Genomic DNA, 24,405 nt, shown 5'->3' on the forward strand with positions numbered 1-24,405 from the left:
AAAGAAATCATGAAATCTAAATTTTTAAATCTAAATAAAATCGTTTTGTCCATTGCTGTGATGTCTTTAGTAGGATGTACCAATCTGGATGAAAAAGTGATTGATGAGGTAATGGGAACTGAAAATGCAGACCCTGAAGCCTCTCTTGCTGCTGCTTACGGACAGCTTGGTGACGGAACTTTTGTAGACCATGGGAGTGTGTTTGCTTTACAGGAATATTCTACCGACGAAGCCATTTTGCCAACAAGAGGAAGCGACTGGGGAGATGGAGGAAAATGGAGAGCTATGCACGAGTTTACCTGGGATGCAAATAATGACGTAGTAAAAACTACCTGGAATCAGCTGAATTCAGGAATTACGAAATCTATATTTGCTATAGGAAGTATCAACAAAAGCAACATCAATAATAAAGCCTTATTTCTGGCAGAAGCAAAAGGATTACTGGCATTTTACACGTATACAACCATTGATTTGTATGGACAGGCTCCGTACAGAGATCCGGATAATTTAAATGCTCCTATTCAGATCAGAAAGGCAGAATCTACCATTGATGCATTGATTACTGAAGTGGAAGGTCTTATCCCAAACCTGGCAGATATTAAAACCCAGAATACCCATGCAGGAAGGTTTACAAAACAGGCTGCGTACGCATTATTGGCTGATATGTATCTTAACAGAGCTGTTCTAAAGAATAAGACGGCAGGTACTTTTAACTTTAAGGAACAGGCTTTAAGCGGAGGAGGGAATGATATGGAAATGGTTATCAAGTACTCTGATATGTTAATTAACGGTGGCTTTTTTAGCCTAGAATCCAATTACTTCCACAATTTTGATATCAATAATGATACAAGTAAGGAATTGATCTTTACTATTGTTCAGAAAAAGAATTCTAATAGAAATGCAGACAATGATCTTGCCTATATGTCTATGGAAAGAATTCAGAAGCCGTCACCTGATAACAGAGGTACGAATGCCTCTTGTGTCACTCCGGAGTTTTATTATTCATGGAACGGAAATCATGATGATCCGCGTTTCCAGAGAACCTACCAATATGAAGACGGAACTTGGTTCAGAAATGACGGAACGGATGTAAGTGTACCCTCAACAAGTAAAGTGGAAGGTACAGGGAAACCTTGGTTTCATTTCAACAGAGGATTACAGGTTGGTCAGCAATATGGGCCTAAAATTCTTGCCAACGGTAATTTTGACCTGACCTCGGACGGAAGAATCAAAGTCTATAAATTGTTCACCGAGAAAAATACAACTCTTGCTGCAGACTTTACTCCGGAATTGAATTTTGACAATCCTTCAGAAGCTGTATTTACACAGGCACAGATCAACAGAGGGGTAAGAAACTTCAAGTTTGAATTTGATCCTGGCTACGGAAACAACGGAACAAGCGGAATGGATGTGCCTTTATACAGATTGGGAACTATTTATATGATGAGAGCGGAAGCTTTCTTCAGAAACGGAAATGTATCAGGTGCGTTGGCTGATGTTAATAGATTAAGAACAACAAGAACGAATGATGCTTTAAAGAATAATGCTCCGGGAGTTGCTCTTACTTCGCTGGATGCTGACACTCTTTTCAAAGAATCAGGATATGAATTGTATTGGGAAATGTACAGAAGAAAAGCAATGATCAGGTTTGGTAAATTTGATTTGCCGGGAACTGCCAAAGCAGCTACCCAGCCTTACAGAAGAATCTTCCCGATTCCTCAGGCTACTCTTGATGCCTCAAAAGATTTCACTCAAAACCCAGGATATTAGTTTTTTCATATAACAATTATTTTTGCGTAAACACGAAGCGAAGAGACTCCTCTTCGCTTCTGTTATTTTTTATCGGGTTTTATTCCTTGTAAATTGTACTCAAGGCTATTGTTCATTTAACATTCCCAATTCTCCGTAATGCTTTTTGAATTTCTGGATTTTTGGACCTACTACAGCACTGCAATAAGGCTGTGTTGGGTTCTCATTGTAATATCCCTGATGATATTGTTCCGCAGGCCAGAATTTCTCGAATTGAGTAACTTCTGTTACGTAAATACCAGTCCATCTTCCTGATTCCTGAGATACTTTGATTGCTTCTTCAGCCTTTGCCTTTTCAGCAGCATCTTTATAATAAATTACAGAACGGTATTGAGTTCCGATATCATTTCCCTGTCTGTTTAATTGAGTTGGATCATGAAGAAAGAAAAATACATCCATCAATTGTTCGTAAGTAATAACTGCCGGATCATAAGTGATCTGTACTACTTCTGCATGTCCTGTTTCACCGGTGCAAACTTCCTGATAGGTAGGGTTATCTTTATGCCCTCCGGAATATCCTGAAATAGCAGATTTTACTCCTTTCAGCATATTGAAACAACTTTCCACACACCAGAAACATCCACCACCGAAAGTAATCTGTTCTAAATTATTGTTATCCATTTTTGGTAATTATATTGTTTTATGATCCTTTCCTGACTCGGAAAAGACTGATCAAAAATAGGAAAAACTTTTCCATTTGAACATGATTTTAGCCTCTTAAACTTAAATTACAATGATAGATGTTACAAATGATTTTAAACACGAATAACACCAATGCTTTTCACAAATAACACAAAGAAAATAGCATGTAATTTCTTGCATTTATCTCTGCAAATTATTTTAAAGAGGTTAGTATTAGCAATGTCATGCTGAGCTTAATCGAAGCATCTATATTCTCGTATTTTAAACACGAATAGTACCAATGCTTTTCACAAATAACACAAGGAAAATAGCATGTAATTTCTTGCATTTATCTCTGCAAATTATTTTAAAGAGGTTAGTATTAGCAATGTCATGCTGAGCTTAATCGAAGCATCTATATTCTCGTATTTTAAACACGAATAGTACCAATGCTTTTCACAAATAACACAAGGAAAATAGCATGTAATTTCTTGCATTTATCTCTGCAAATTATTTTAAAGAGGTTAGTATTAGCAATGTCATGCTGAGCTTAGTCGAAGCATCTATATTCTCGTATTTTAAACACGAATAGCACCAAAATGCTTTCACAAATAAACACAAGGAAAATAAAGCGCAATCATCTGTGAAAATCTGTGCAATCTGCGGAAAAAAAAGCACCCTAAAAAGGATGCTCTATATTATTTAATAAAAGGTGTTCAGTTATTTTTCCCAAACCAAAGCACTTGCTCCAAGGATGGCAGCATCTGCTTCGTCAAGCTCACTGAATACCAGTTTTACCTTATTTCTAAAGATGGGAAGAAGGTTCCTTTCCATATGCAGTTTAGCCGGCTTTAAAATAAAATCTCCTGCCTTGATCACTCCTCCAAATAGAAGAATTGCTTCGGGGGAAGAGAACATCACAAAATTTGCCAGTGCTTCACCCAGTTTCTGACCTGTATATCTGAAGACTTCAATAGCAATTGGATCTTCTTTCATTGCACACTCGTATACTGTTTTAGAATTAACCTCATCTTCAGGATACTGGTTCAGCATAGATTCCGGGAACTCAGCTCTCATTTTCTTTGCTGTAATAGTAATACCTGTAGCAGAAGCATAAGCCTCCAGACTTCCTTCAGAACCAGTACTCCAGTGTTTTCTTCCGCCTGGCTTTACAATCGTATGTCCCAGTTCTCCGGCAAACCCGTCATGTCCGTAGATTAAACTTCCGTTGGCAATGATTCCGCTTCCTACTCCTGTTCCCAGTGTAATCATGATAAAATCCTTCATTCCTCTGGCAGCTCCGAAAAGCATTTCTCCCAGCGCTGCTGCATTCGCATCATTGGTTACTGTACAAGGAAGTCCAAATTTTGCTGTCATAAGCTCAGCAAAAGGAATGACCCCTTTCCATGGAAGGTTGGGAGCTAATTCTATGGTTCCTTTATAGTAATTTGCATTAGGAGCTCCTACTCCGATTCCGTCAAAATGTGCTTCCGTACCATATTTTTCCATCATTGGACGAACATGTTCATATAAAGCGTCTATGAAATCCTCAACTTTGTCATAAGCATCGGTTCTCAGGTTTCCTTTATCCAGAACTTCTCCACGGTGGTTTACGATTCCGAACTTAGTATTGGTTCCGCCGATGTCCACTCCAAGGGCAACTTGTTTTGATAAATCTATTAATGACATTTCTATTATTAAATTCTAGGGGCTAAAATTATAAAAAAGATTGTATTAATGGATTATTAACTGGGTTTTATTTAATATGTTAAGCTGTTTTTAACGGTTTTTTCTTTTTTCTGCCCCACCAGATCATAAATCCGGTAACCGGAAGAGAGGCACAGATCAAACTTACAATAAAGGCAATGATCTTTGTAGGAAGACCTAAAATAGCTCCTACATGGATATCATAATTAGCACTCACTACCTTTTCTCCAAAGTTTTTGTCCTTTGGATCATGAGTGTGCAGCAATTCTCCCGAGTTTTCGTCAAAGATCAGACTACTGCTTTTATGATAAGAATAAGAAAGGTGTTTCACATACACTTCAAAGTTGGGATGTTCATGATCATCCATGTGGGGATGTCCTAAATCTATAGCAAAACCATAGGAATCAGGATATTTTGTCTGTACTGTATTGATGATTTTATCCAGTGTTCCTTCGGTTCTCAGCTCAATAGGAGCTTTTGTCTTGATGTGGGAAAAATCAGGATATTTTGTTTCTCCTCCCGAAAAGATGACATAGATCATCGCCTGAACGACAAAAAATGCATAGAAAAGTCCTGTAATAGAGAAAATTAAAGCGAAAATAGAAGCATAAAAACCTAGTACATTATGAAGGTCATAGTTCTTCCTTTTCCAGCTTTTGATATTTTTCCATTTGAAGGCAAAACGCTGTTTTCTTGCTGCTTTGTTCTTAGGCCACCACAGAATGATCCCGGAGATCAGCATAATGATAAAAATAATTACCGGAATTCCTACTACATACGTTCCCCAATCCTGTTTCAGGAGGTAGCTCCAGTGGATCATCTTTACGATATTGAAGAAACCATTCTTTTCATCATAAACTCTTAGTACTTTTCCCGTGTATGGGTTTACATATGCTTGTTTATAAATGGGAAATTCATCAAAATAATTCCAGGCATTTGTATTATGTTCATACCAGAAGAACATATAGGACATCTTTTTGTCAATAGGAACATTTACCCAGTGAATAGGATATTTTTCTTTGACCTGTTCTGCTACAGCCTTTTCCATTACTCTGATAGGAAGTACCTGTTTCTGTTCAATATTTTGCTCGTGGTGGTACATCACATCTTTTCTGGTGATGTTTTCAACCTCATCCTTAAAAACGTACAATGCTCCGGTGATAGAGATAATAAAGATCAGAAAACCTATTCCCAGTCCGAACCAAAGGTGGAGCTTGGCAGACCATTTTTTAAAGAATCCCGGTTTCTTTTTATGATGATGATTTTTCTTCATATGCAGTTAAAAGTGAAACAAAGATATGTTTTACTTTTTATTTAGTTTAATTAAAATTTATATTCAATCATAAAAGTCCCCCTCAGCCCAAGAGCATTGGTGAAATCACTGTCTCTTGCAGTCCACCATGAAATAGCAGGCTGATACACTTTATTGAATAGGTTTTCAATACCTAATGAAAGCCTCCAGTTGTTGCTAACCTCATAACTTGATTTGAAGTTAAAAACGGTATATTCAGGAACATATCCTTCGCCGTAAGCATATAATCCTGTTTTAGCATTAGGCTCGAACCTGTTTTGTTGGAAAGAGTGGAGCATATCTAAACCAACTGATAATGCCGGGATAGGTTTTGCCTGTACATAAGCCAATACTTTAGGAGCAGAAATTCTGCTGTTATTGATTTTTGCTGAATAATCACCATCATCTTTTACTGAGGTAATTCCCTCCATCCAACTGTAGCTTCCTCCAAATTGGATCCACTTTTCAGGGGTGAAGTGTAAAAATCCTTCAACACCGTATACAATTTCCGGTGATCTCTGGATCATCAGCGCTCTGTCTGGGCTCTGTACAAATGATGCCCCTAGTTTTGAGGTACTCACATAAGATGTCAGTTCATAATTCAGCCAGCTGGAAAGCTGTCCTGTTGCTCCCAATTCATAATTGTTGACAATGATAGGTTTCGTTTCCAGGTTTTTAATCGTTTCAGAAGTTGAGGTTCTTAAAATTCTTCCTAATTCATTGATAGAGTAGGCTTGGGAAAAGCTTCCAAAAAGGTTGATATAAGGTTCAATATTATAACGTACACCAATATTTCCTACCAATGCATTATAGCTTAATTTTCCGCCAGCTACAGGAATACTCTTAGTAAATGTTCCGTCACTTTTAAGCGTAGAAAGCGTATTGAAGTCATCTACATTCACTTTGATATTTTCATAGCGAAGACCTCCCTTGATGGTAAATTTTTTGAAAAGATCAATTTTTGCCAATACGAAAGGGGCAATATTAGTCATACTCATATTGGGAGTCCAGAAACGTCCGTCTTCCAGTTTTTGTACGGTTTGATCATTCAGGATATCAGCTCCATAGATGATTTCTCCCTGTGAGTTCGGGGAATTCCATAGTTGGGTATCCAGATTGATTCTTGCTCCTTTTTTCTGGGAAATAACATTAGACTGTCCGCCGTTGAAGAAAGTATCGCTGTATCCGTAAACGGTTTTAAAATCCTGATAATAAAGATTAATATTTAAAGAAGTTCCTGCAAACAGGTTCTTGTTGTCATAACTTACTCTGATGTTATGGTTTTTCGGAGTTCCCTGAGGTGTTGTTTCCAATCCTTTTCCTATTCCTTCACCAATGGTAGGAGTGATTCCGTATTTTCCTGTTTTTAATCCTACATTCAGGTCTGATCTTGAAGAATAGCCAATATAAGAAGCTTCAATTCTTTGATTTTCATTGATGTCATAGCCTATTTTCAACAATCCGTTGTAGTTGTCCATTTTGGCAATGCTGTAAGTCGGGCTTATTAGAATACCGTCTCCGTCTTTGGTATATCCTGTTCTTTCGTAGGCTAATGAAAGGGTATAATCAAATTTGTTGATCTTTCCTGTTAAAAGCTGGCTGGCTCTTAATCCTAAAGTACCTCCGTAAGGCTGTCCTGTAAAACCAATCTGTGAAACTCCGGAGATTTTTTTATCTGTTTTGCTTCTTTTCGTAATATAATTGATGATCCCTCCGTCTGCTCCGTTTCCATAGATGGACGAAGCTCCTTTGATTACCTCGATTCTTTCGATGGCTGAAGGGTCTATAGTCCTTAGATCTCTTGCTCCGTTACGAAGTGGAGTAGACTGTGGAATTCCATCAATCAAAACTAAAACCTGGCGCCCTCTTAAAGTCTGTCCCGAATTGGAAGTCTGTCCGGAGTTGGTTCCTAAACTGGGAACTGTATATTGTAAAATACTCGTAATATCAGAATTTACTGTAAGCTGAGACTGAATCTGTTTCTCTCCTACAACAGTGATAGAGCTTGGAACTTCTTTTATGTTTTCCTTTTTTCTGGAGGCAGTCATTACAACCTCGTCTACATTTTTAGTTTGTAGAGTATCTTTTACCTGAGCAAAAACGGTAGTAGTTCCTAAGCAGGCAGCTGATAAAAGCGCTTTTTTCATTATATTTTCTTTCCTTTTTTCTTTCTTTTTCCCCACCAAACCAAAAATCCGGTTACAGGGAGTGATGTACACGTGAGGCCGGCAATAAACCAGATAATTTTTCCAAACAGACCGAAGTAAGATCCTGTGTGAACATCATAATTGGCATTGGCATACTTCTCTGCATTGCTCAGTTTTTGATGGGGTTTATTGGCCAACAGCTTTCCTGAGTATTTATCGAATGTCAGCAGGTTTCTTTCGCTGAATCTTCCATCCTTTCCGTAGATGGTAACAGGAAGGTTCTTCAGTTCTTTTCCTTTTTTATTCTTTCCGTTTAAATTGATTCTGAAACTGGATGAGCCTGCATACAATTTTTCAGTCTGTGCTGCGGCTAGATCAAAAACAGCTTCATTTTTTACCATCAATGAATCCGGAGATTTAATTTCTTTTTCTTTTGGCGCTTCCCAATAACCTGATATCGCAAGGTTAAAAGTATTTTTCACATACGGATAGGCAAAATAGATTCCTGTAACACTCATTATTAAGGCAATGAATGATGCATAGAATCCTAATATATTGTGAAGATCATAGTTTTTACGTTTCCAGTTTTTTATATTTTTCCAATTGAACCAGAAGCGTCCTTTTCTTGCATTTTTATTTTTAGGCCACCATAAGATGATCCCTGTAATCAGCATTATAATAAAAAGAACGGTAGGGATTCCCACGGTGTAAGGTCCCCATTCTGAATTGAGCAGAAGTCCCCAATGGATATATTTCAGGATATTAAATACATCATATTTTTCATCATACACTGCAATGATTTCTCCGGTGTACTGATTTACATATGCCTGCTTGTTGATGAGAACCTGTTGAAAATAATTCCAGCCTTTTTTACTTTTTTCATAGTAAAGAAAACGGTAGGATTTGCTTTTGTCTAAAGGGATTTCTACAGAGCTTAACGGGTATTTTTCGTTAAGTTCCAGGGATACTTTCTCGCGAAGCAGATTAAGTGATAATGCCTTCTTTCCGGTATCTTCTTTTTTTATATAAATAGCTTCCTTGCGAAGACTGTTTTGTACTTCATCCTTAAAAATATATAAAGTCCCCGTAAGAGAGACTATAAATACAATGATACCAACAGACAAACCCAACCACAGATGGAGTTTGGCAGACCATTTTTTTGTTGGAGAAACCTTCTTTTTATGATGATGCTTTTTCATAGCAAAAAGTTAACCCCGTGAGGGGCTAACCTTTGAATTTTTAAAATTTATATCCTATTGATAATCTCCAGTTACGTGGAGCGTTGTAGATCCATGCATATTCGCCGGCATCACCTCTGTAACCACTGTAAAGCTTTTTGTTAAGAACATTGTTCAACATTAGATTTACATCGAATTTTTTAGCAGTATAGGAAACTCCGAAATTGGTGTCAAAATAATCCGGAAGGCTCTGATCTTTTGTAGCACTTACTCCATACCAAGATTGTCTTCCTCCCTGATATTGATACCCAGCAGAAATACCAAAACCTTTCATAAGGCCATTTTCAAACCTATAGTTTACCCAGGTATTTTGTACATTTTTTGCATTTCCGGGAGACTGAACTCCAATTCTTGTAGGGTCTGTATCTTTAACGGTTTTTGCATCAGTATAAGCATAGTTGATGATAATGTTCAACCCTTTGATGATCTCTCCTTTGATATCAGTTTCAAAACCTCTTGCTCTTTGCTCTCCGGTAGGAACCTGAAAAGCAACTCCACCGTTTTCATTTGAATTTCCGGCAACAAGAATATTTTGTCTTCTGATTTCGTATACGGCAAAAGTAGAGTTCCATCTTCCTCCGAACCAGTCTTTCTTCAATCCGAATTCAATATTCTGACCTCTGAAAGGATCTGTAATTAATGTTTGATGAATTCCTGTTCCGGATTGTGGTACGAAGGTTTTATCATAAATACCATAAGCAGAGAAGTTTTCATTAATGGAATAGCTTATTCCTACTCTTGGTGTAAACTCACCAGCTGTATCAGGTACAATAGGAGTACCTGGACTAAGATTAGGATAAGCAGCATAGGTTTTTCCACTTGTATATCTTCCTGCTAATGTTAATCTCAATTTGTTATCAAACATTTCAATCTGATCCTGAGCATAATAAGAAGTATATTTTACTCCCTGATCATTATAGAATGGGGCAGATGTGTTTAAAGTATAAAAGTCAGAAGAAGGAAGTTTTGTAGGATCTACTCCATACTGAACATTATAAATGTCAATAGGGAATGGGCCACCTGCAAAAGATGAAAAGTCTGCATTATACTTTCTATCTCCGTAATCGAACCCTGCAATAATTTTATGAACAATATTTCCTGTATTAAGCTTTCCTCTTACATACGTCTGGAAAATGTGATTTTTTCCTTTTGCCTGCCAGTTGCTTAATGTTCTGTTTAAAACATTTTTATTGGCTGGGTCAAAAGTTCCCCACCAAGAACCTCCGTCATAGTTCAGGTCCATATAGGCATATTGTGTACTCCAAACCCAGTCTTTGAAAAGTTTCTGATCTAAGCTTAAGAATAAACTCTGATCCTTTACTTCCGTTTTTTTGAAGTTAGGGTCATTAAAGTTGGTATGGACATTTAATGAAGCATATCCGTCATTAGACATCAGATAAGCTCCGGGTTGATTGAATTTTAAGTACTGGTAATTATACTGTGCTGTAAACGTAGTCGTCTTTGTAGGTCTGAAAGTAATGGAAGGAGCAACAATGATTTTGCTTGTTTTATCATTTTCCACCCATGAATTATTGGAGCTTCCCATTAAGTTAAGACGGTAATCTAAAACGCCGTCTTTCACAAGAACACCGTCAAGATCTGCTTCTCCTCTGAAAAGGTTATAACTTCCTGTTGTGAAGCGAACACTATTGGCAAATTTTCCCGTTGGTTTTTTAGTTACCACATTATAAAATCCGGCAGGATCTCCCATAGAACCCATAAATCCGGCAGGACCTTTTACAAACTCTATTCTGTCAATGATAGATGCATCAGGGTTAATCGGCCCCCAGGTAGAGGAAACGTTCATTCCGTTCATAAAAGTGGCAATACTGGCACCTCTCATGAATACATTGGAATAGACATTATCCCAGTGTTCTACTTTTCTTGCTCCACTTACATTACGAACAATTCCTTCAGACATGTTCAATGTAATCTGGTCAGCCAGAACCTGAGAACTCACAGACTGTACGTTCTGTGGAAGTTCAAGGATGGGTGTCTGGATTCTCAGTGAACCCGAAACCTCATTCAGCTTGTACTTCTGATAATACCTTCCGCTAACAACTACTTCTTCAATATCGTTGGATTTGATGGTGTCTTTTTTTTCCTGTGCAAAACTTAACATGGATGTTAATAATGCAGCTCCTATTGTTATTCTTTTCATTGTTTATAAGGGGGAGTATAATTTACTCTAACAGTTTAAAATTTATAAGTAAAGCTTCCTAATACGTTAGCTAGTGCCTGAGCATTGGCAGTTGTATATCCGCTCCAGTAATGTTCGTTGGTAAAGTTGTCTACTTTTACCCCGATTCTGAATTTTTTTGTATCATAAAATGCGTTCGCATTCAGTACCAGATATTTTGGAAGGATGAAGGTTCCCATGGTTGCAGAGTTCACAATCTTGTTGTCGCTCGCATAGTTTCCTCCAACTCCGAATCCAAGTCCTTTTAATTTTCCATCTAAGAACTGATAACTTGCATTGAAGTTAACCAACCATGGAGATGAAGCAGTAGCAGGTCTTCTTCCGATTACGCTTTCGTCTGCTTCCGTATATTTCATATCGTTGTAGCTTACTCCTGCGATTACAGAGAACCCTTTGATCAGATACGCATTTGCTTCTAACTCTACTCCCTGGCTTCTCAGTAAACCAGCCTGGTTTTGTACAGCCTGTCCTGTTCCTGTCATTTCACCCGTATTAAGAAGAGTATTTTTCACCTGAATATTATAGTAGCTCAAGGTTGTTGTAATTCTTCCTTTGATAAGATTTGTTTTGAAACCACCTTCAAACTGATTGGCTCTTTCAGGAGTTGAAAGTGTTACATTTCCAGCCTTGTCTGAAGTATAATATCCATTTACAGTAAAGCTGTTCTGATAATTCCCGAATACAGATAATTTTTCAGGAAGAATTTGGTAAACAACTCCAAATTTTGGAGACCATGCTCCCTGCTTGTATTCGGCTGTTTTATTTTGTCCTACCTGACCACCTCTGTAGTTATTTGTTTCATATCGTACCGAAGTAAGAATATTAAGACCGGTTACAGGAGTAATTACATTGGAAATATAACCACTGTAAGTATCTTTTTTACCAGCGCTTATATAGGTATAATTTTTCTCAAAATCAGGTTGGCTTCTCAGATTATCGTACAATGCTCCCAATGTTTGCCCATTCATATTAGAATAATCTGTACCGGTGAAAGAAACCCAGTCAAAGTTGGTAAACATAAAGTATTGATTGTCATTCAATCTCATATAATCGAAGCCGGCTACCGTTCTGTTTCGTACGCTTCCGATATTAAAATCAAAATTGAAGTTCTGCTGAACCTGGAAATAAGTTCTTTTGCTGTCTTTAGTGGACTGGTCAGCTCTTACAACTCCTAATTCGGTATCTGTAGGAACTCCTGTTACCATTCCTTTCGGAGCAAAGTAGAAATAGGGATTAAATCCATCTGAGTAAGAATATGAAGTACTTACATTTGTAGATGACTTGATATGCTCATTAATCTTATAGTTAACCTGTCCAAAAAAGTTTCTTGCTTTACCAACAGTTTTAAGACCTTCTCCTGTGTAAGATTGTTTATAGTTATAGCCTAGCTTTTCCAGTTTATCCATGCTGTCTGCACCAAGCTGTGCACTTGGAACATAAAAGAAGAAAGCTGTTTCAGGATATGAATTGGTTTCAAACATTTCCAGTTCAGCATTGATCTCTAAATTATCCGTAGGGCGATAAGTAATGGACGGGGTGAATGCATAGAAAGAGTTCTTTGCATTGGTTCTCTGGAAAGTTCCCTGATTGGTATAAGCTGTATTTAATCTGAATAATAATTTTTTATCTTTTGTAAGAGGAGCATTTACATCTGCCTGTACTCTGTAGTAGTTATAGCTTCCTCCTGCCAGAGAAACGGCACCTGCAAAAGTTTCAAAAGGTTTTTTGGTAACTCTGTTGATAACACCTCCGTAAGAGGTCACGTTACTACCAAATAATGTGGCTGAAGGTCCTTTTAAAACTTCAATTCTCTCCACATTAATAGCGTCCATAGAAGTTGTAATAGGAGCAACCATACCATTTCTGATAGAGTTTCCGGCTACAAAACCTCTTAAATTAAGATAGATACCTCCATCGCCAGCTCTGTTTGTTGCGCTCCACATTTTCTGGGCACCTGCAACATTTCTGAAAGCATCATCTACGGTGAATAACAATTGATTTTCAAGTACCCCTTTGTCAATGGAAGAATATACCTGTGGATCCTCAATTGCCTTCAATGGCATCTTATTGGAGTATTCGCTGTCTTTCTTGACGTATGTATTGATAATTACTTCATCAATGCTTTTAGTGGTTAATGAATCTTTTTTTTGGGCAGAAACCAGCATTGTTCCCAGCGCGGAAGCACAGATCAGTACATTTTTCATGAAAGTCAAATTTTCTGCAAATATATTATTTTTAACTGTTCTAAATAAATAATGAAGTTGATATTTATCATGAAATTATTATATACTGAATAACAAAAAACCGCTATGGCCAGTGCCAGAGCGGTTTTTAGATGATATTATTAAATTTTTCTTAAGCTGGAATTTCTCCTTTATATAAGAAAGAAATAATTTCTTTGTTTAATTTGTCGATCATTTCACTGAATAAGTGGAAAGATTCCTGTTTATAGATTACCAATGGATCTTTTTGCTCGTAAACAGCTCCCTGAGAAGATCTTCTTAAGTCATCCATTTCACGAAGGTGAAGCTTCCAGTTTTCATCGATGATCGATAAAGTGATATTCTTTTCAAAATCGTTTACTAAACTTTCACACTGTGTATCGTAAGCTTCTTTAAGATCAGCTACAATCGTCATTGTTTTGTGTCCGTCTGTGAAAGGAACCTGGATCATTTTGAACATTGAACCCTGGTTTTGATAAACATTCTCAATGATTGGGAATGATTTTTCTTTCAATAGGTTCAGTTTCATTCTGTAATCTTCCTGAGCTGCATTGAATAAGATATTCGTCAGATCCTGAACATTTTTATTATTAAAATCACTCTGAGAAACCGGAGATTCCATAGTAAATGTTTTAATGATTTCGTATTCAAAATCTTTATAATTTCCGGTAGCCTTGCCTTTCGCAACGATAGAATTAGCAACATCGAAAATCATATTGGTGATATCATACTTCAGGTGATCTCCGAATAGAGCATTCTTTCTTCTCTTGTAGATTACGTCACGCTGTTTATTCATTACGTCATCATATTCAAGAAGTCTCTTTCTTGTTCCAAAGTTATTTTCTTCTACTTTTTTCTGCGCTCTTTCAATAGACTTGCTGATCATAGAATGCTGAATTACTTCTCCTTCTTTATGACCCATTCTGTCCATCATTTTAGCAATTCTCTCAGAACCGAATAAACGCATCAGGTTATCTTCAAGAGACACATAGAACTGAGAACTTCCAGGATCTCCCTGACGTCCCGCTCTACCTCTAAGCTGTCTGTCAACACGTCTTGAATCATGTCTTTCAGTACCGATAATAGCTAAACCTCCTGCATCTTTTACTTCTTTAGAAAGCTTAATATCCGTACCACGACCTGCCATGTTGGTTGCAATGGTTACAACTCCCGGTTGTCCTGCTCCTGCTACGATCTCTGCTTCTTTCTTGTGAAGCTTCGCATTCAGTACCTGGTGAGGAATTTTTCTTAACTGAAGTGCTTTTGAAAGCAATTGGGAAATTTCAACAGAAGTAGTACCTACAAGTACAGGCCTTTTTGCTTCGGTTAATTTTTCTACCTCTTCAATTACAGCGTTATATTTTTCTCTGTTAGTTTTGAAAACTAAATCCTGTTTGTCATTTCTTAAAATTGGGCGGTTTGTTGGGATAACCACTACATCCAGTTTGTAGATTTCCCAAAGTTCACCTGCCTCAGTTTCAGCTGTACCAGTCATCCCCGCAAGTTTGTTGTACATACGGAAATAGTTCTGAAGCGTAATTGTAGCAAAAGTTTGAGTAGCTGCCTCAATCTTTACACTTTCTTTCGCTTCAATTGCCTGGTGAAGACCGTCTGAATAACGACGACCCTCCATGATACGACCTGTCTGCTCATCAACGATTTTTACTTCACCATCAATTACTACATATTCATCATCTTTTTCAAATAATGTATAGGCTTTCAATAATTGGCTCATGGTGTGAACACGCTCAGATTTTTCAGCAAAATCAGCGAAAAGTCTTTCTTTAGCTTCAAATTCCTCTTCTTTAGAAAGATTTTTAGCTTCTACTTCAGCAATTTCAGTCCCAATATCAGGAAGAACGAAGAAGTTGGCATCAGAGTTTCCTTGAGACATGTATTCAACACCTTTGTCTGTAAGGTCTACCTGATTGTTTTTTTCTTCAATAACGAAGTAAAGATCTTTATCTACGATCGGCATGTCACGGTTGTTGTCCTGCATATATTGTGCTTCAACTTTCTGAAGCAATGCTCTGTTTCCGCTTTCCGATAAGAATTTGATGAGTTGTCTGTTTTTCGGAAGACCTCTGTAAGCCTGAAGTAATTTAAATCCGCCTTCTTTTGTATTTCCTGCAGCGATTAATTTTTTCGCTTCGTTGAAAATAGCAGAAACGGTTTTCTTTTGTACTTCAACAATTCTGTCGATAGAAGGTTTAAGAACATCAAACTCCTGTCTGTCCCCCTGAGGAACCGGACCGGAAATGATCAATGGCGTTCTTGCATCATCTACCAATACAGAGTCTACTTCATCCACGATAGCAAAGTTCAATTCTCTTTGTACCAATTCTGAAGGTGAAGTCACCATGTTGTCTCTCAGGTAATCGAAACCGAATTCATTGTTAGTTCCGTAAGTAATATCTGAGTTATATGCTTTTCTTCTTCCGTCCGAGTTCGGCTGGTGGTTATCGATACAATCGATAGACATTCCGTGGAACTGGTAAAGAGGACCCATCCATGCGGAGTCTCTTTTTGCAAGATAGTCGTTCACGGTTACAACGTGTACTCCTCTTTCCGGAAGTGAATTTAAGTAAATAGGTAATGTTCCTACCAAAGTTTTACCTTCACCGGTTGCCATCTCGGCAATTTTACCACTGTGAAGAATAACTCCTCCGATAAACTGAACATCATAGTGGACCATATCCCAAACTACTGGAGTTCCGGCAGCATCCCATGAGTTTTTCCAAACAGCTGTGTCTCCCTGAATGCTAACGAAATCTTTTCCTGCATCAGCCAGTTCTCTATCCCAGTCACTTGCTGTTACACGGATCTCTCCATTCTGTGCCCATCTTCTTGCTGTTTCTTTTATCAATGCAAAAGCTTCAGGAAGAACCTGTACAAGAACTTTCTCTTCAATTTCGTATGACTCTTTCTTTAGAGACTCAATTTTTGAAAAAAGAGCTTCTTTTTCGTCAACATTGGTTGAATTTTTTATCTGCTCTTTTATCTGTTCTATTTGAGCTGTGATCTTGCTGGTTGCAGATTTTATATTCTCTTTAAACTCAGCCGTTTTTTGTCTCAGACCATCATCCGTTAATTGTTGGATGTTAGGTTCTACAGCCTTGATTTTTGTTACAACTTTTTTTACTTCTTTTAGGTCCTGCGCTTTTTTGTCTCCCAAAAACCCTTTAAGAACTTTGTTTAAAAAACTCATAAATTTTTTGCTTTATGCTTAATGCAAGATGCTTTAAGCGTTTTAAATGACACGCTTATCGTGTGAATTAATATATAAAAAAGGGCAAAAAAGCTCTAAGCACGCAGCCTAAAGCTTATCGCTTTATTAATATTCGTCCTCGTTCCAAAGGAAATCCTCGTCAGTAGGATAGTCACTCCATACTTCTTCGATAGATTCATAAATTTCTCCTTCGTCTTCGATTGCCTGAAGGTTTTCTACTACCTCCATAGGTGCACCAGTTCTGATTGCGTAGTCAATAAGCTCTGCTTTTGTCATTGGCCAAGGTGCGTCACTTAAATATGAAGCTAATTCTAATGTCCAGTACATAATTTTCTAATTTTTTGCAAAAGTATAAAAATAGGTTGTATAATAAACTTTTTTATACTTGATTTTCAATTCTTTTTATAATTTTTTCTTATAAATGGCTGTCACAAACTGAATGGCAGCTATGTCAGCAATTTACTTAATGTCGTTTTCTCAAAAACCATTCCACAAATTTTTTTATGCCATTTTGGAAGTCTGTGGCCGGTTTATACCCTATTAAATCCATTGCTTTTGTAATGTCAGCATTAGTTTTTGTGACATCTCCCGGCTGCATTGGCAGAATTTTTTTAGTGGCAGATTTTCCCAGTGCCATTTCTATAGTGGCAACCATTTCTGATAAAGTGACTACCTGGTTTTCTCCGAGATTAAGAATCTCATAAACTCCGGAATTGTTTTCCAGATAAAGGATAGACTTGGTAATTCCGTCAATAATATCATCTATATAAGTATAGTCTCTGGCTGTATTTCCATCGCCATAAAAAGGAATTTCCTGATCTTCCGAAATAAGCTTTACAAACTTGTGTATGGCGAGGTCTGGTCTTTGTCTTGGCCCATATACCGTGAAGAACCTAAGCTGTATCATATCTATATGGTATAGATTGTGGTAAACATGTCCTATGATTTCTCCACTTTTTTTAGTGGCAGCATAGGGAGATATAGGATTGTCTACATTGTCTGTTTCTGCAAAAGGAACTTTTTCATTGTTTCCATAAACACTTGATGAGGAAGCACAAATAAATTTTTTAATATTAAAATTCTTACACAGCTCCCAAAGATTCATTGTTCCTCTTACATTCACTTCTTCATATTCTAAAGGACGCTCAATGGAAGGGCGTACACCAGCGAGTGCAGCCAGATGAATCACCATGTCGATAGGATGATTTTTAAAGATGTTTTCAAGACCTTTCTGATCTCTGATGTCCTGCCAATAGAGGGAATATTGGTCAGAATGAGTCAATGAAATTAAACGGTTGATATCAGTCTCTTTGTCTGAGTATTCAAAATCCGAAATTTTACCAATTGACTCTAAAGTATTTTTAATTTTTACCTGATAGTTATAGAAATCATCAAAATTGTCAATGTTTATGACAGAATGTCCATTTCTTAATAATCGTTCAATTAAATGAGATCCGATGAACCCACTACCGCCTGTTACAAGATAAACCATTTGTATTTTTTATTAGTACAAAAATATAAATTTTACTTTTTGAAAAATATAATCATTAAATTTACTTAAAAAAGTAATATAAATATAATATGCAGTTTCAAGGGCAAATTTTAAAGATGACAAGCTATGATGCAAAGCCAATCCAATACTACCTCAATCTTTCAGGAGATCTGATTCACTTGAATGAATTGATGGGGAAGGAGTTAAGCATCAGACATACCGGCTTCCAATGTGTAAATTGTGGGGAGAATAAACCTATTTACAGAATGGGATTCTGCAAAAACTGTTTTTTTGAAAGTCCTTATGCAAGTGATACCATTATCCGTCCGGAGCTTTCTACAGCACATTTAGGAGTTGCAGAACGAGATCTGGAGGTTGAAAAACAAATTCAGCTTCAGCCACACACCGTGTATCTGGCTTATACCGGAGATGTAAAAGTGGGAGTTACAAGAAATACACAGATTCCAACACGATGGATTGATCAGGGTGCGACTTTTGCATTACCTATAGCAAGAACCGAAAACCGCTATGAAGCAGGAATGATAGAAGTGGCCCTGAAAGAGCATTTAGCCGATAAAACCAATTGGAGAAAAATGTTGCAGGATGATTTTGAAGGAGAAATAGACCTTGCGGATTTCAGACAAAAGATTAAAGAATATTTTCCTGAAGATTTTCAGAAATTCTATAGAGAAGGAGAAGAATTATGGATGTTCGATTACCCTTTTGAAAAACCGGAAAAGGTTACTTCGTTTACATTAGATAAAAAACCTGAATTTACCGGAAGACTTACCGGTATCAAAGGACAGTATCTGGGATTTGAAGGAGGAAATTTCATCAATGTAAGAGGACATGAAGGATATGTGATTGATCTTGAAATAAGAAATTGATCGATGTAAAATAAAACCAAATCACAAAATATGAGAAAATGGGGTAAAAGACTATTGATAAGTTTCGGAATCCTGGCAGGAATTCTTCTTGCCGCGAACTTCGGACTGAATATATGGCTTAAAACCCAGCTTCCAAATTATATAAAAAAGAACACTGACTATAAAGTTTCCTACAAAACCCTTGATGTGGATTTAGGAACCGGAAATATCTTTGCAACAGGAATTTCTGTCAATAGTAAAGATCCACAAAATACAGAGGTTATTGGATTGCAGGGAACGATTGATACCCTTAAAATAAGCCGTTTTGGAATTTATGATGCTGTTTTTAATAAAAGAATCAGCTCTTCGGACCTGTTGCTGGCAAACCCCAATTTAAATGTCATTCTTGCAAAACCGGTCGATCGTAAAACCGGAAAGAAAAGAAGTCCGTTTTTGTTTGAAAATATCAGGATCAATAAAGGAAAGATTGCCATTTTTAAACATACCAAACAAAAAATTTTATCTGTACAGCAACTGGATCTGTTTGTTGAAAATTTACAGATGACAGAAGAATCAGTTGAAAATAAACTTCCGATAGTTTTTGACAGGTACAGCGTTAAAGGGGAGAAATTCTTTTTCCGTCCCGATGAAACGTATGCCATTACCATTAATAGCATCAATACAAGTGACGGACAGATGTCAGTTGAAAATTTCAGACTGACTCCGCTTCTTTCTTTTGCTCAGTTTAAAAAGTTTTACCCTAAAAAGCCCCAATTATTTGAATTTAGTGTTCCAAAAATGGAATTCAAAGATGTGGTTTTGACTAAAAATAAGGTGTCACTTAATAATGCTGACTTTCAAAATCCTGTTTTTACAGTATATAATGCGGGAGTAAAAGCGAAAAAAAGCAATGAAAATTCCGGTTTTGAAGTTGATTTAAAAAATATAAAACTCAGTAATGCCGTAGTTCAGATCAATAAACCGGATGGAAATAAACTCTTGTCTGTCGGAAACCTTAATCTGGATATCAGTCAGCTGATGTTTAATAAAGAAAGTTCACAACAGATAATTCCTATTGGATACAAAGATTTTTTGCTTGCCGGAAAAGATATACAGTATTCCAATCATCAAAATATCTCCATACGAAGTCTTGCATTAAGTTCTAAAAGTGGAGAAATCATGGATGTTCTGCTGGCACCAGGAGTTCCCTCAGCAGAAAAAACGGTTGCAGATCTAAAGACAAATCATATTGCTTTTAATATTAATAAATTAGAATTTCTTAATAAAAAAGTGAACCTTGATCTCAAAGATATTCTCATTGACAACGTGAATGGAACGATCAAAAAAGGAGAGAAGCAGCAGAATAAAACTCCTGAACCAGGGATCATACAGTCTGTTATCGTAAGAAAAATGTCTTTGAAAAATTCAAATATTACCTATGATAACGGAAAGGAACCTTTGGTTTTTCATGATTTGAACGCCACAGTAAATAATATTGAATTAGCATCTAAAATCAATCAGCCAGGATTATCTTTTAAGGTTAAAGATTATTTTCTCACCACCCGGAACTTTGCTTACAAAACACAGTTCTATAATATGAGTTTAGGGCTTTTGAAGCTTAATAAAAATAAAGTTCAGATCAATAATTTTGCAATGAAACCTCTCGTTTCGAGGGCACAGTTTATCAAAATGATACCTGTTGAAAGAGATCTGTATGATATAAAAGCCGGACAAATAATAGCAGAAGGAAATTGGGATGTGTTTTCTCCGCATAAAATGGTGAATGCTTCCCATGTCACAATCCAGTCGGCAGATGCCAATATTTTCAGAAGTAAAATTCCGAAAGACGATCCAAAAGTAAAAGCTTTATATTCCAAAATGCTGCGTTCTGTTAAAATTCCGATGACGATCAGTAATCTTGATCTGAAAAACTCAGTATTAGTCTATGAAGAAGATACTCCGGAAAGTATGGGACCCGGAAAATTGATCTTCAGTAACTTTAATATGAATGTAAGAAACCTGAACTCTGCTAAAATAAAAGGGAAACCTACAAAAGTAGACATCAAAATCAATTGTTCATTCATGAATTTATCGCCGCTTTCTGTAAACTGGAATTTCGATGTTGCGGATAAAAATGATAATTTTACGATTGCAGGAAAAACTACCGGTCTTCCTGCCAGTGGAATCAATCCGTTTATCAGACCTTACCTTCATGTAACGGCTACTGCAGGAACTATTCAGGAAATGCTCTTTAACTTTAAAGGAAATCCCGCCGGATTACACGGAACCTTTAATCTTAAACATAAAGATTTGAAAATTGCTGTACTCAATAAGAATAATCATGAGAAAAAAGGTTTTCTGACAGCCGTTGCCAATGTTTTTCTAAAATCAGATTCTGGTAGTTTCCCGGAGGCTGTTACTGTAGAAAATGTAGAGCGGGATCCTACAAAATCTTTCTTTAACCTCTTCTGGAAAGGAATTGAACAGGGATTAAAGAAAACACTCATTGGTAAAAACGTAGAAAAAACAGAAAAGAAAGTAAAAGAAGCCGTTTCCTCTGTCAAAGATATGAAACAGTCCGTAAAAGAAATAAAGCAGGAAATCAAAAATAAAAAAGAAGCTCCCAAACCGGAAGCAGAAAAAAAGGAAAAGAAAGGTTTTCTGAACAATATATTCAAGAAAAAAGAAAATGCAGAAGAATAATTTTTTAAACCATTAAGATGATCATATAAGTGAATATCTTTTTAATTCAAACAACCTTAATGGTTTAAAAAATTAATATAAGATAAATTCAGTTTAAAAATTGAATTCGTCACTTTCCAAAATAGGAATATCTCTTAGAAACTTGTCAAACTCCTCACCTGGATAATTGCTGTCTGCCCCGTAAGAATCTATGATCATTCCACGGTTTCCGGCACCATCTTTTACTACATAAAGTACTGCGTTGTCATCAGGATTGCTGTCTCCTTCAAAACGATATGTTTTTAAAATCACCAATTCTGCAGGCTGATAAACTTTATCAGAATTTTCAAACTTCATTTCACATTTGTCATTCATTCTGAATTCTCTTTGTATCCCTCTTTCAGAAAGCGTTTTCATGACTTCACTTAAGGTCGTCATTGCATCAAAATTCCCTGAATTTTCCATAATAATATTTTTCTTGTTAAGTACAATAATTAAACCATTACAATTTCTAAATATAAGAAAAATAGTAGATTGTAATTTTCCTAAAAATAAAGTTTAATGTTAACAAAATTTATAATTTAAAAAAATAAAATAGGTATGCTTTTTGCAATGGTAACAATATTAAATCAATGAAAATATGAAAAAAGAAGTTGGAGTTTTACTGGCAGGAGGAGTTGGTCTTTTGGCAGTATTAAGTTTAATCAGCATAAAAAAAATATTGACTAAAAAAGATAAAAAATATAGTGATTCCTATTCGGACTATCACAGACACTTTGATGAAAAAAATCAAGAAGATGAAACTCATGGAGTGGAATTTTACGCACTGAAGTAGTAAAAAAATATATTTAATTATGTTAAATCCAACGCTTTTGAAAGTGTTGGATTTTTTTGTGGAAAACTTTAATGTTAAAACTCATTATTTTATGCAGATTCCATTCTAATTTTACAACAGAATGCAAAACGAAAAATTCATAAAAGGTCAGGGCGCTCAGCGAAACGTTATTAATCGTTTCGACAGATATACCTATGAACCTGAAGATGAAGATTTCGAAACAATAAAAACCTCCTTCACTGAAGTTTTTCCCAAAACAATTGTCAATCAGGTGAAAAGCGAAGACCTTCCGATGGAATATTCCATGAATCCTTATCAGGGATGTGAACATGGGTGCTCTTATTGTTTTGCAAGACCTACCCATGAGTATTGGGGATACAGTGCCGGTATTGATTTTGAAAGAAAGATTATGGTAAAGAAAAATGCTCCTGAATTATTGGAGAAATTCTTTCAGAAAAGAGGTTACAAAGCAGCCCCGATTCTGCTATCCGGAAATACAGACTGCTACCAACCCGCCGAAAGACAATTTGAAATTACCCGAAAACTACTGCAGGTGTGTCTTGATTACAGACATCCTGTCAATATTCTGACAAAAAATGCAATGGTATTAAGAGACCTTGATTTCTTAAAGCCCATGGCGGAGCAAAACCTTGTATCCGTTTCTTTAAGTATTCCCACTATTAATGAAGAATTGAGACGAAAGATGGAGCCTAGGACAAGCTCTGCAAAAAATAAATTAAAAGCTGTAGAAATTCTTTCCGAAAACAACATTCCCGTACATGTGATGGTTGCTCCCATCATTCCCGGGCTCAACAGTGATGAACCGCTGAATATATTGAAAGCTATTTCAGATGCAGGAGCTTTAGGCTTCGGATATACTCTGGTGAGATTAAATGATACCGTTGAACCTGTTTTTGTTAATTGGATAGAAAACCATTTTCCGGACAGAGCGCAGAAAGTCTTAAATCTTATCCGTTCTATGCGGGGCGGGAAGCTTGGAGATAAAAGATACTTTGAAAGACAGCGGGGGGAAGGTAACATCGCTGAAATGATTCACACCACTTTTAAGATTGGTAGAAGGAAGTTTTTTGACGGTAAAGAATTTCCAAAACTCTCAACCGCTAATTTTACAGGAACCCGTGATCAGCAATTGAGACTATTTGATTGATTAAGACATCCGGATATCTCATCTATTTATATTATAGTATAAAAAACTATTTTCAACATTATTGACATTAATAAACTTTTTACTGTTGTTTGTTCCTAGAGCTTATCATATTATATAATATATAGTGTAGTTTTTTTTCAGGAGCAATTTCCTGCTATCCATTTTTACTCCTCGCGCCTTTGCTGTCACCCTGAGCGAAGCCGAAGGGTCTCCAATCGCTTACTGCGGGGTACCCATTCCTATCAGGGCTAGAGGAGGTTAATTATGAATTATAAATTATGAGTTTTCACAAATGAAATACCCTGTCAGTCTATATATACATGATCATCTGTGTAAATCTGCGCCATCTGTGGTTAAACAAATACTCATTCCATAGGAACGGGCTTTAGTCAAAACTTATCCTTGTACTATATATATTATAATGTATCTTTCATTACTCATTACTTATTCTCTTTCCAACCCTCTCTAGCCCTCAAACCCTCCGACTCAACACCCCTCTCACAGAACTTCCAAACAATTGTTTAAAATTTTTCACTCTGCTTTCCAGTGGATTAGGGCTTAATATTACGAAACGGTAAAATTTATGTTAAATAAATTTGTTTTGCGTTGATATAAGTTGTTATCTTTGCCCCACTGAAAACGAGAGTATATCAGTAGCGCAGAAGGGCCTTTGAATAGGCAAAAACATTAAGATACTTCAAAAAGAAGCAGACGAAAAAAACTTTAAAATTTTTCAAAAAAAAGTTGCGGGTTAAAAAAGAGTTTGTATCTTTGCAGTCCCAAATAAAGGGAGCGCAGGAGTAGAGTGATTAAGGTTAAGGGAAGGGGTTAAGGTTACTTAAAAAACTTTAAAATTTTCTTCAAAAACATTTGGTCATTAAGAAATAAAGTTTTACTT

16 protein-coding genes are annotated in these 24,405 nt (G+C 36.5%); 5 read left to right on the forward strand and 11 right to left on the reverse strand.

Going from position 1 to position 24,405, the window contains the following annotated elements; all coding sequences use genetic code 11:
- The first annotated feature begins 9 nt into the window (after positions 1-9).
- Positions 10-1,770, forward strand: coding sequence for a RagB/SusD family nutrient uptake outer membrane protein (locus FW780_RS15315; RefSeq protein WP_149834350.1), 1,761 nt, complete (start codon positions 10-12; stop codon positions 1,768-1,770).
- Between the two features lie 105 nt (positions 1,771-1,875).
- Here FW780_RS15315 and msrA read toward each other — a convergent pair whose 3' ends face one another.
- From msrA to FW780_RS15365, 10 genes are all read right to left on the reverse strand, one after another.
- Positions 1,876-2,430: a peptide-methionine (S)-S-oxide reductase MsrA gene (msrA, locus tag FW780_RS15320; protein WP_149834351.1), complete on the reverse strand. Its 555-nt coding sequence runs from the start codon at positions 2,428-2,430 to the stop codon at positions 1,876-1,878.
- A 720-nt stretch (positions 2,431-3,150) separates the two neighbouring features.
- The gene (locus FW780_RS15325) at positions 3,151-4,119 is read right to left on the reverse strand and encodes an ROK family protein (protein WP_149834352.1); all 969 of its coding nucleotides are present in this window, start codon (positions 4,117-4,119) and stop codon (positions 3,151-3,153) included.
- A 79-nt stretch (positions 4,120-4,198) separates the two neighbouring features.
- Positions 4,199-5,410, reverse strand: a complete 1,212-nt coding sequence (locus tag FW780_RS15330; RefSeq protein WP_149834353.1) for a PepSY-associated TM helix domain-containing protein — start codon at positions 5,408-5,410, stop codon at positions 4,199-4,201.
- 50 nt (positions 5,411-5,460) lie between these two features.
- Entirely contained in the window at positions 5,461-7,575 is a 2,115-nt protein-coding gene (locus tag FW780_RS15335) for a TonB-dependent receptor (RefSeq protein WP_149834354.1), read from the reverse strand.
- On the reverse strand, positions 7,575-8,774 hold the full coding sequence (locus FW780_RS15340) for a PepSY-associated TM helix domain-containing protein (RefSeq protein WP_149834355.1): 1,200 nt from the start codon (positions 8,772-8,774) through the stop codon (positions 7,575-7,577). Before FW780_RS15340 ends, FW780_RS15335 begins: the two co-directional genes overlap by 1 nt.
- A gap of 40 nt (positions 8,775-8,814) precedes the next feature.
- On the reverse strand, positions 8,815-10,974 hold the full coding sequence (locus tag FW780_RS15345; protein ID WP_149834356.1) for a TonB-dependent siderophore receptor: 2,160 nt from the start codon (positions 10,972-10,974) through the stop codon (positions 8,815-8,817).
- A 35-nt stretch (positions 10,975-11,009) separates the two neighbouring features.
- Positions 11,010-13,217: a TonB-dependent siderophore receptor gene (locus FW780_RS15350; protein ID WP_149834357.1), complete on the reverse strand. Its 2,208-nt coding sequence runs from the start codon at positions 13,215-13,217 to the stop codon at positions 11,010-11,012.
- Between the two features lie 151 nt (positions 13,218-13,368).
- Positions 13,369-16,443 carry a preprotein translocase subunit SecA gene (secA, locus tag FW780_RS15355; RefSeq protein ID WP_149834358.1) on the reverse strand — a complete coding sequence of 1,025 codons (3,075 nt, stop codon included), beginning with the start codon at positions 16,441-16,443 and terminating at the stop codon, positions 13,369-13,371.
- 126 nt (positions 16,444-16,569) lie between these two features.
- The gene (locus FW780_RS15360; RefSeq protein ID WP_002662059.1) at positions 16,570-16,791 is read right to left on the reverse strand and encodes a DUF2795 domain-containing protein; all 222 of its coding nucleotides are present in this window, start codon (positions 16,789-16,791) and stop codon (positions 16,570-16,572) included.
- Positions 16,792-16,927: 136 nt separating this feature from the next.
- The gene (locus FW780_RS15365; protein ID WP_149834359.1) at positions 16,928-17,956 is read right to left on the reverse strand and encodes a GDP-mannose 4,6-dehydratase; all 1,029 of its coding nucleotides are present in this window, start codon (positions 17,954-17,956) and stop codon (positions 16,928-16,930) included.
- A gap of 89 nt (positions 17,957-18,045) precedes the next feature.
- On the opposite strand from FW780_RS15365, the gene FW780_RS15370 reads away from it, so the two are divergent.
- Both FW780_RS15370 and FW780_RS15375 read left to right on the forward strand, forming a co-directional pair.
- A complete protein-coding gene (locus tag FW780_RS15370) occupies positions 18,046-18,843 on the forward strand; it encodes a DUF2797 domain-containing protein (RefSeq protein ID WP_149834360.1) in 798 nt (265 codons plus the stop codon).
- A 30-nt stretch (positions 18,844-18,873) separates the two neighbouring features.
- Complete coding sequence (locus tag FW780_RS15375; protein ID WP_149834361.1) at positions 18,874-21,525, forward strand: AsmA family protein; 2,652 nt, start codon at positions 18,874-18,876, stop codon at positions 21,523-21,525.
- A gap of 93 nt (positions 21,526-21,618) precedes the next feature.
- Here the strand turns inward: FW780_RS15375 and FW780_RS15380 are convergent, their stop codons facing one another.
- Positions 21,619-21,969 (reverse strand): hypothetical protein, encoded by a 351-nt coding sequence (locus FW780_RS15380; protein WP_149834362.1) that lies wholly within the window; start codon positions 21,967-21,969, stop codon positions 21,619-21,621.
- Positions 21,970-22,144: 175 nt separating this feature from the next.
- On the opposite strand from FW780_RS15380, the gene FW780_RS15385 reads away from it, so the two are divergent.
- Entirely contained in the window at positions 22,145-22,339 is a 195-nt protein-coding gene (locus FW780_RS15385) for a hypothetical protein (protein WP_047379954.1), read from the forward strand.
- Positions 22,340-22,460: 121 nt separating this feature from the next.
- Entirely contained in the window at positions 22,461-23,507 is a 1,047-nt protein-coding gene (locus FW780_RS15390; protein ID WP_149834363.1) for a PA0069 family radical SAM protein, read from the forward strand.
- Positions 23,508-24,405 lie beyond the last annotated feature (898 nt).

This window comes from Chryseobacterium sediminis (assembly GCF_008386505.1).
Classification (GTDB): domain Bacteria; phylum Bacteroidota; class Bacteroidia; order Flavobacteriales; family Weeksellaceae; genus Chryseobacterium; species Chryseobacterium sediminis.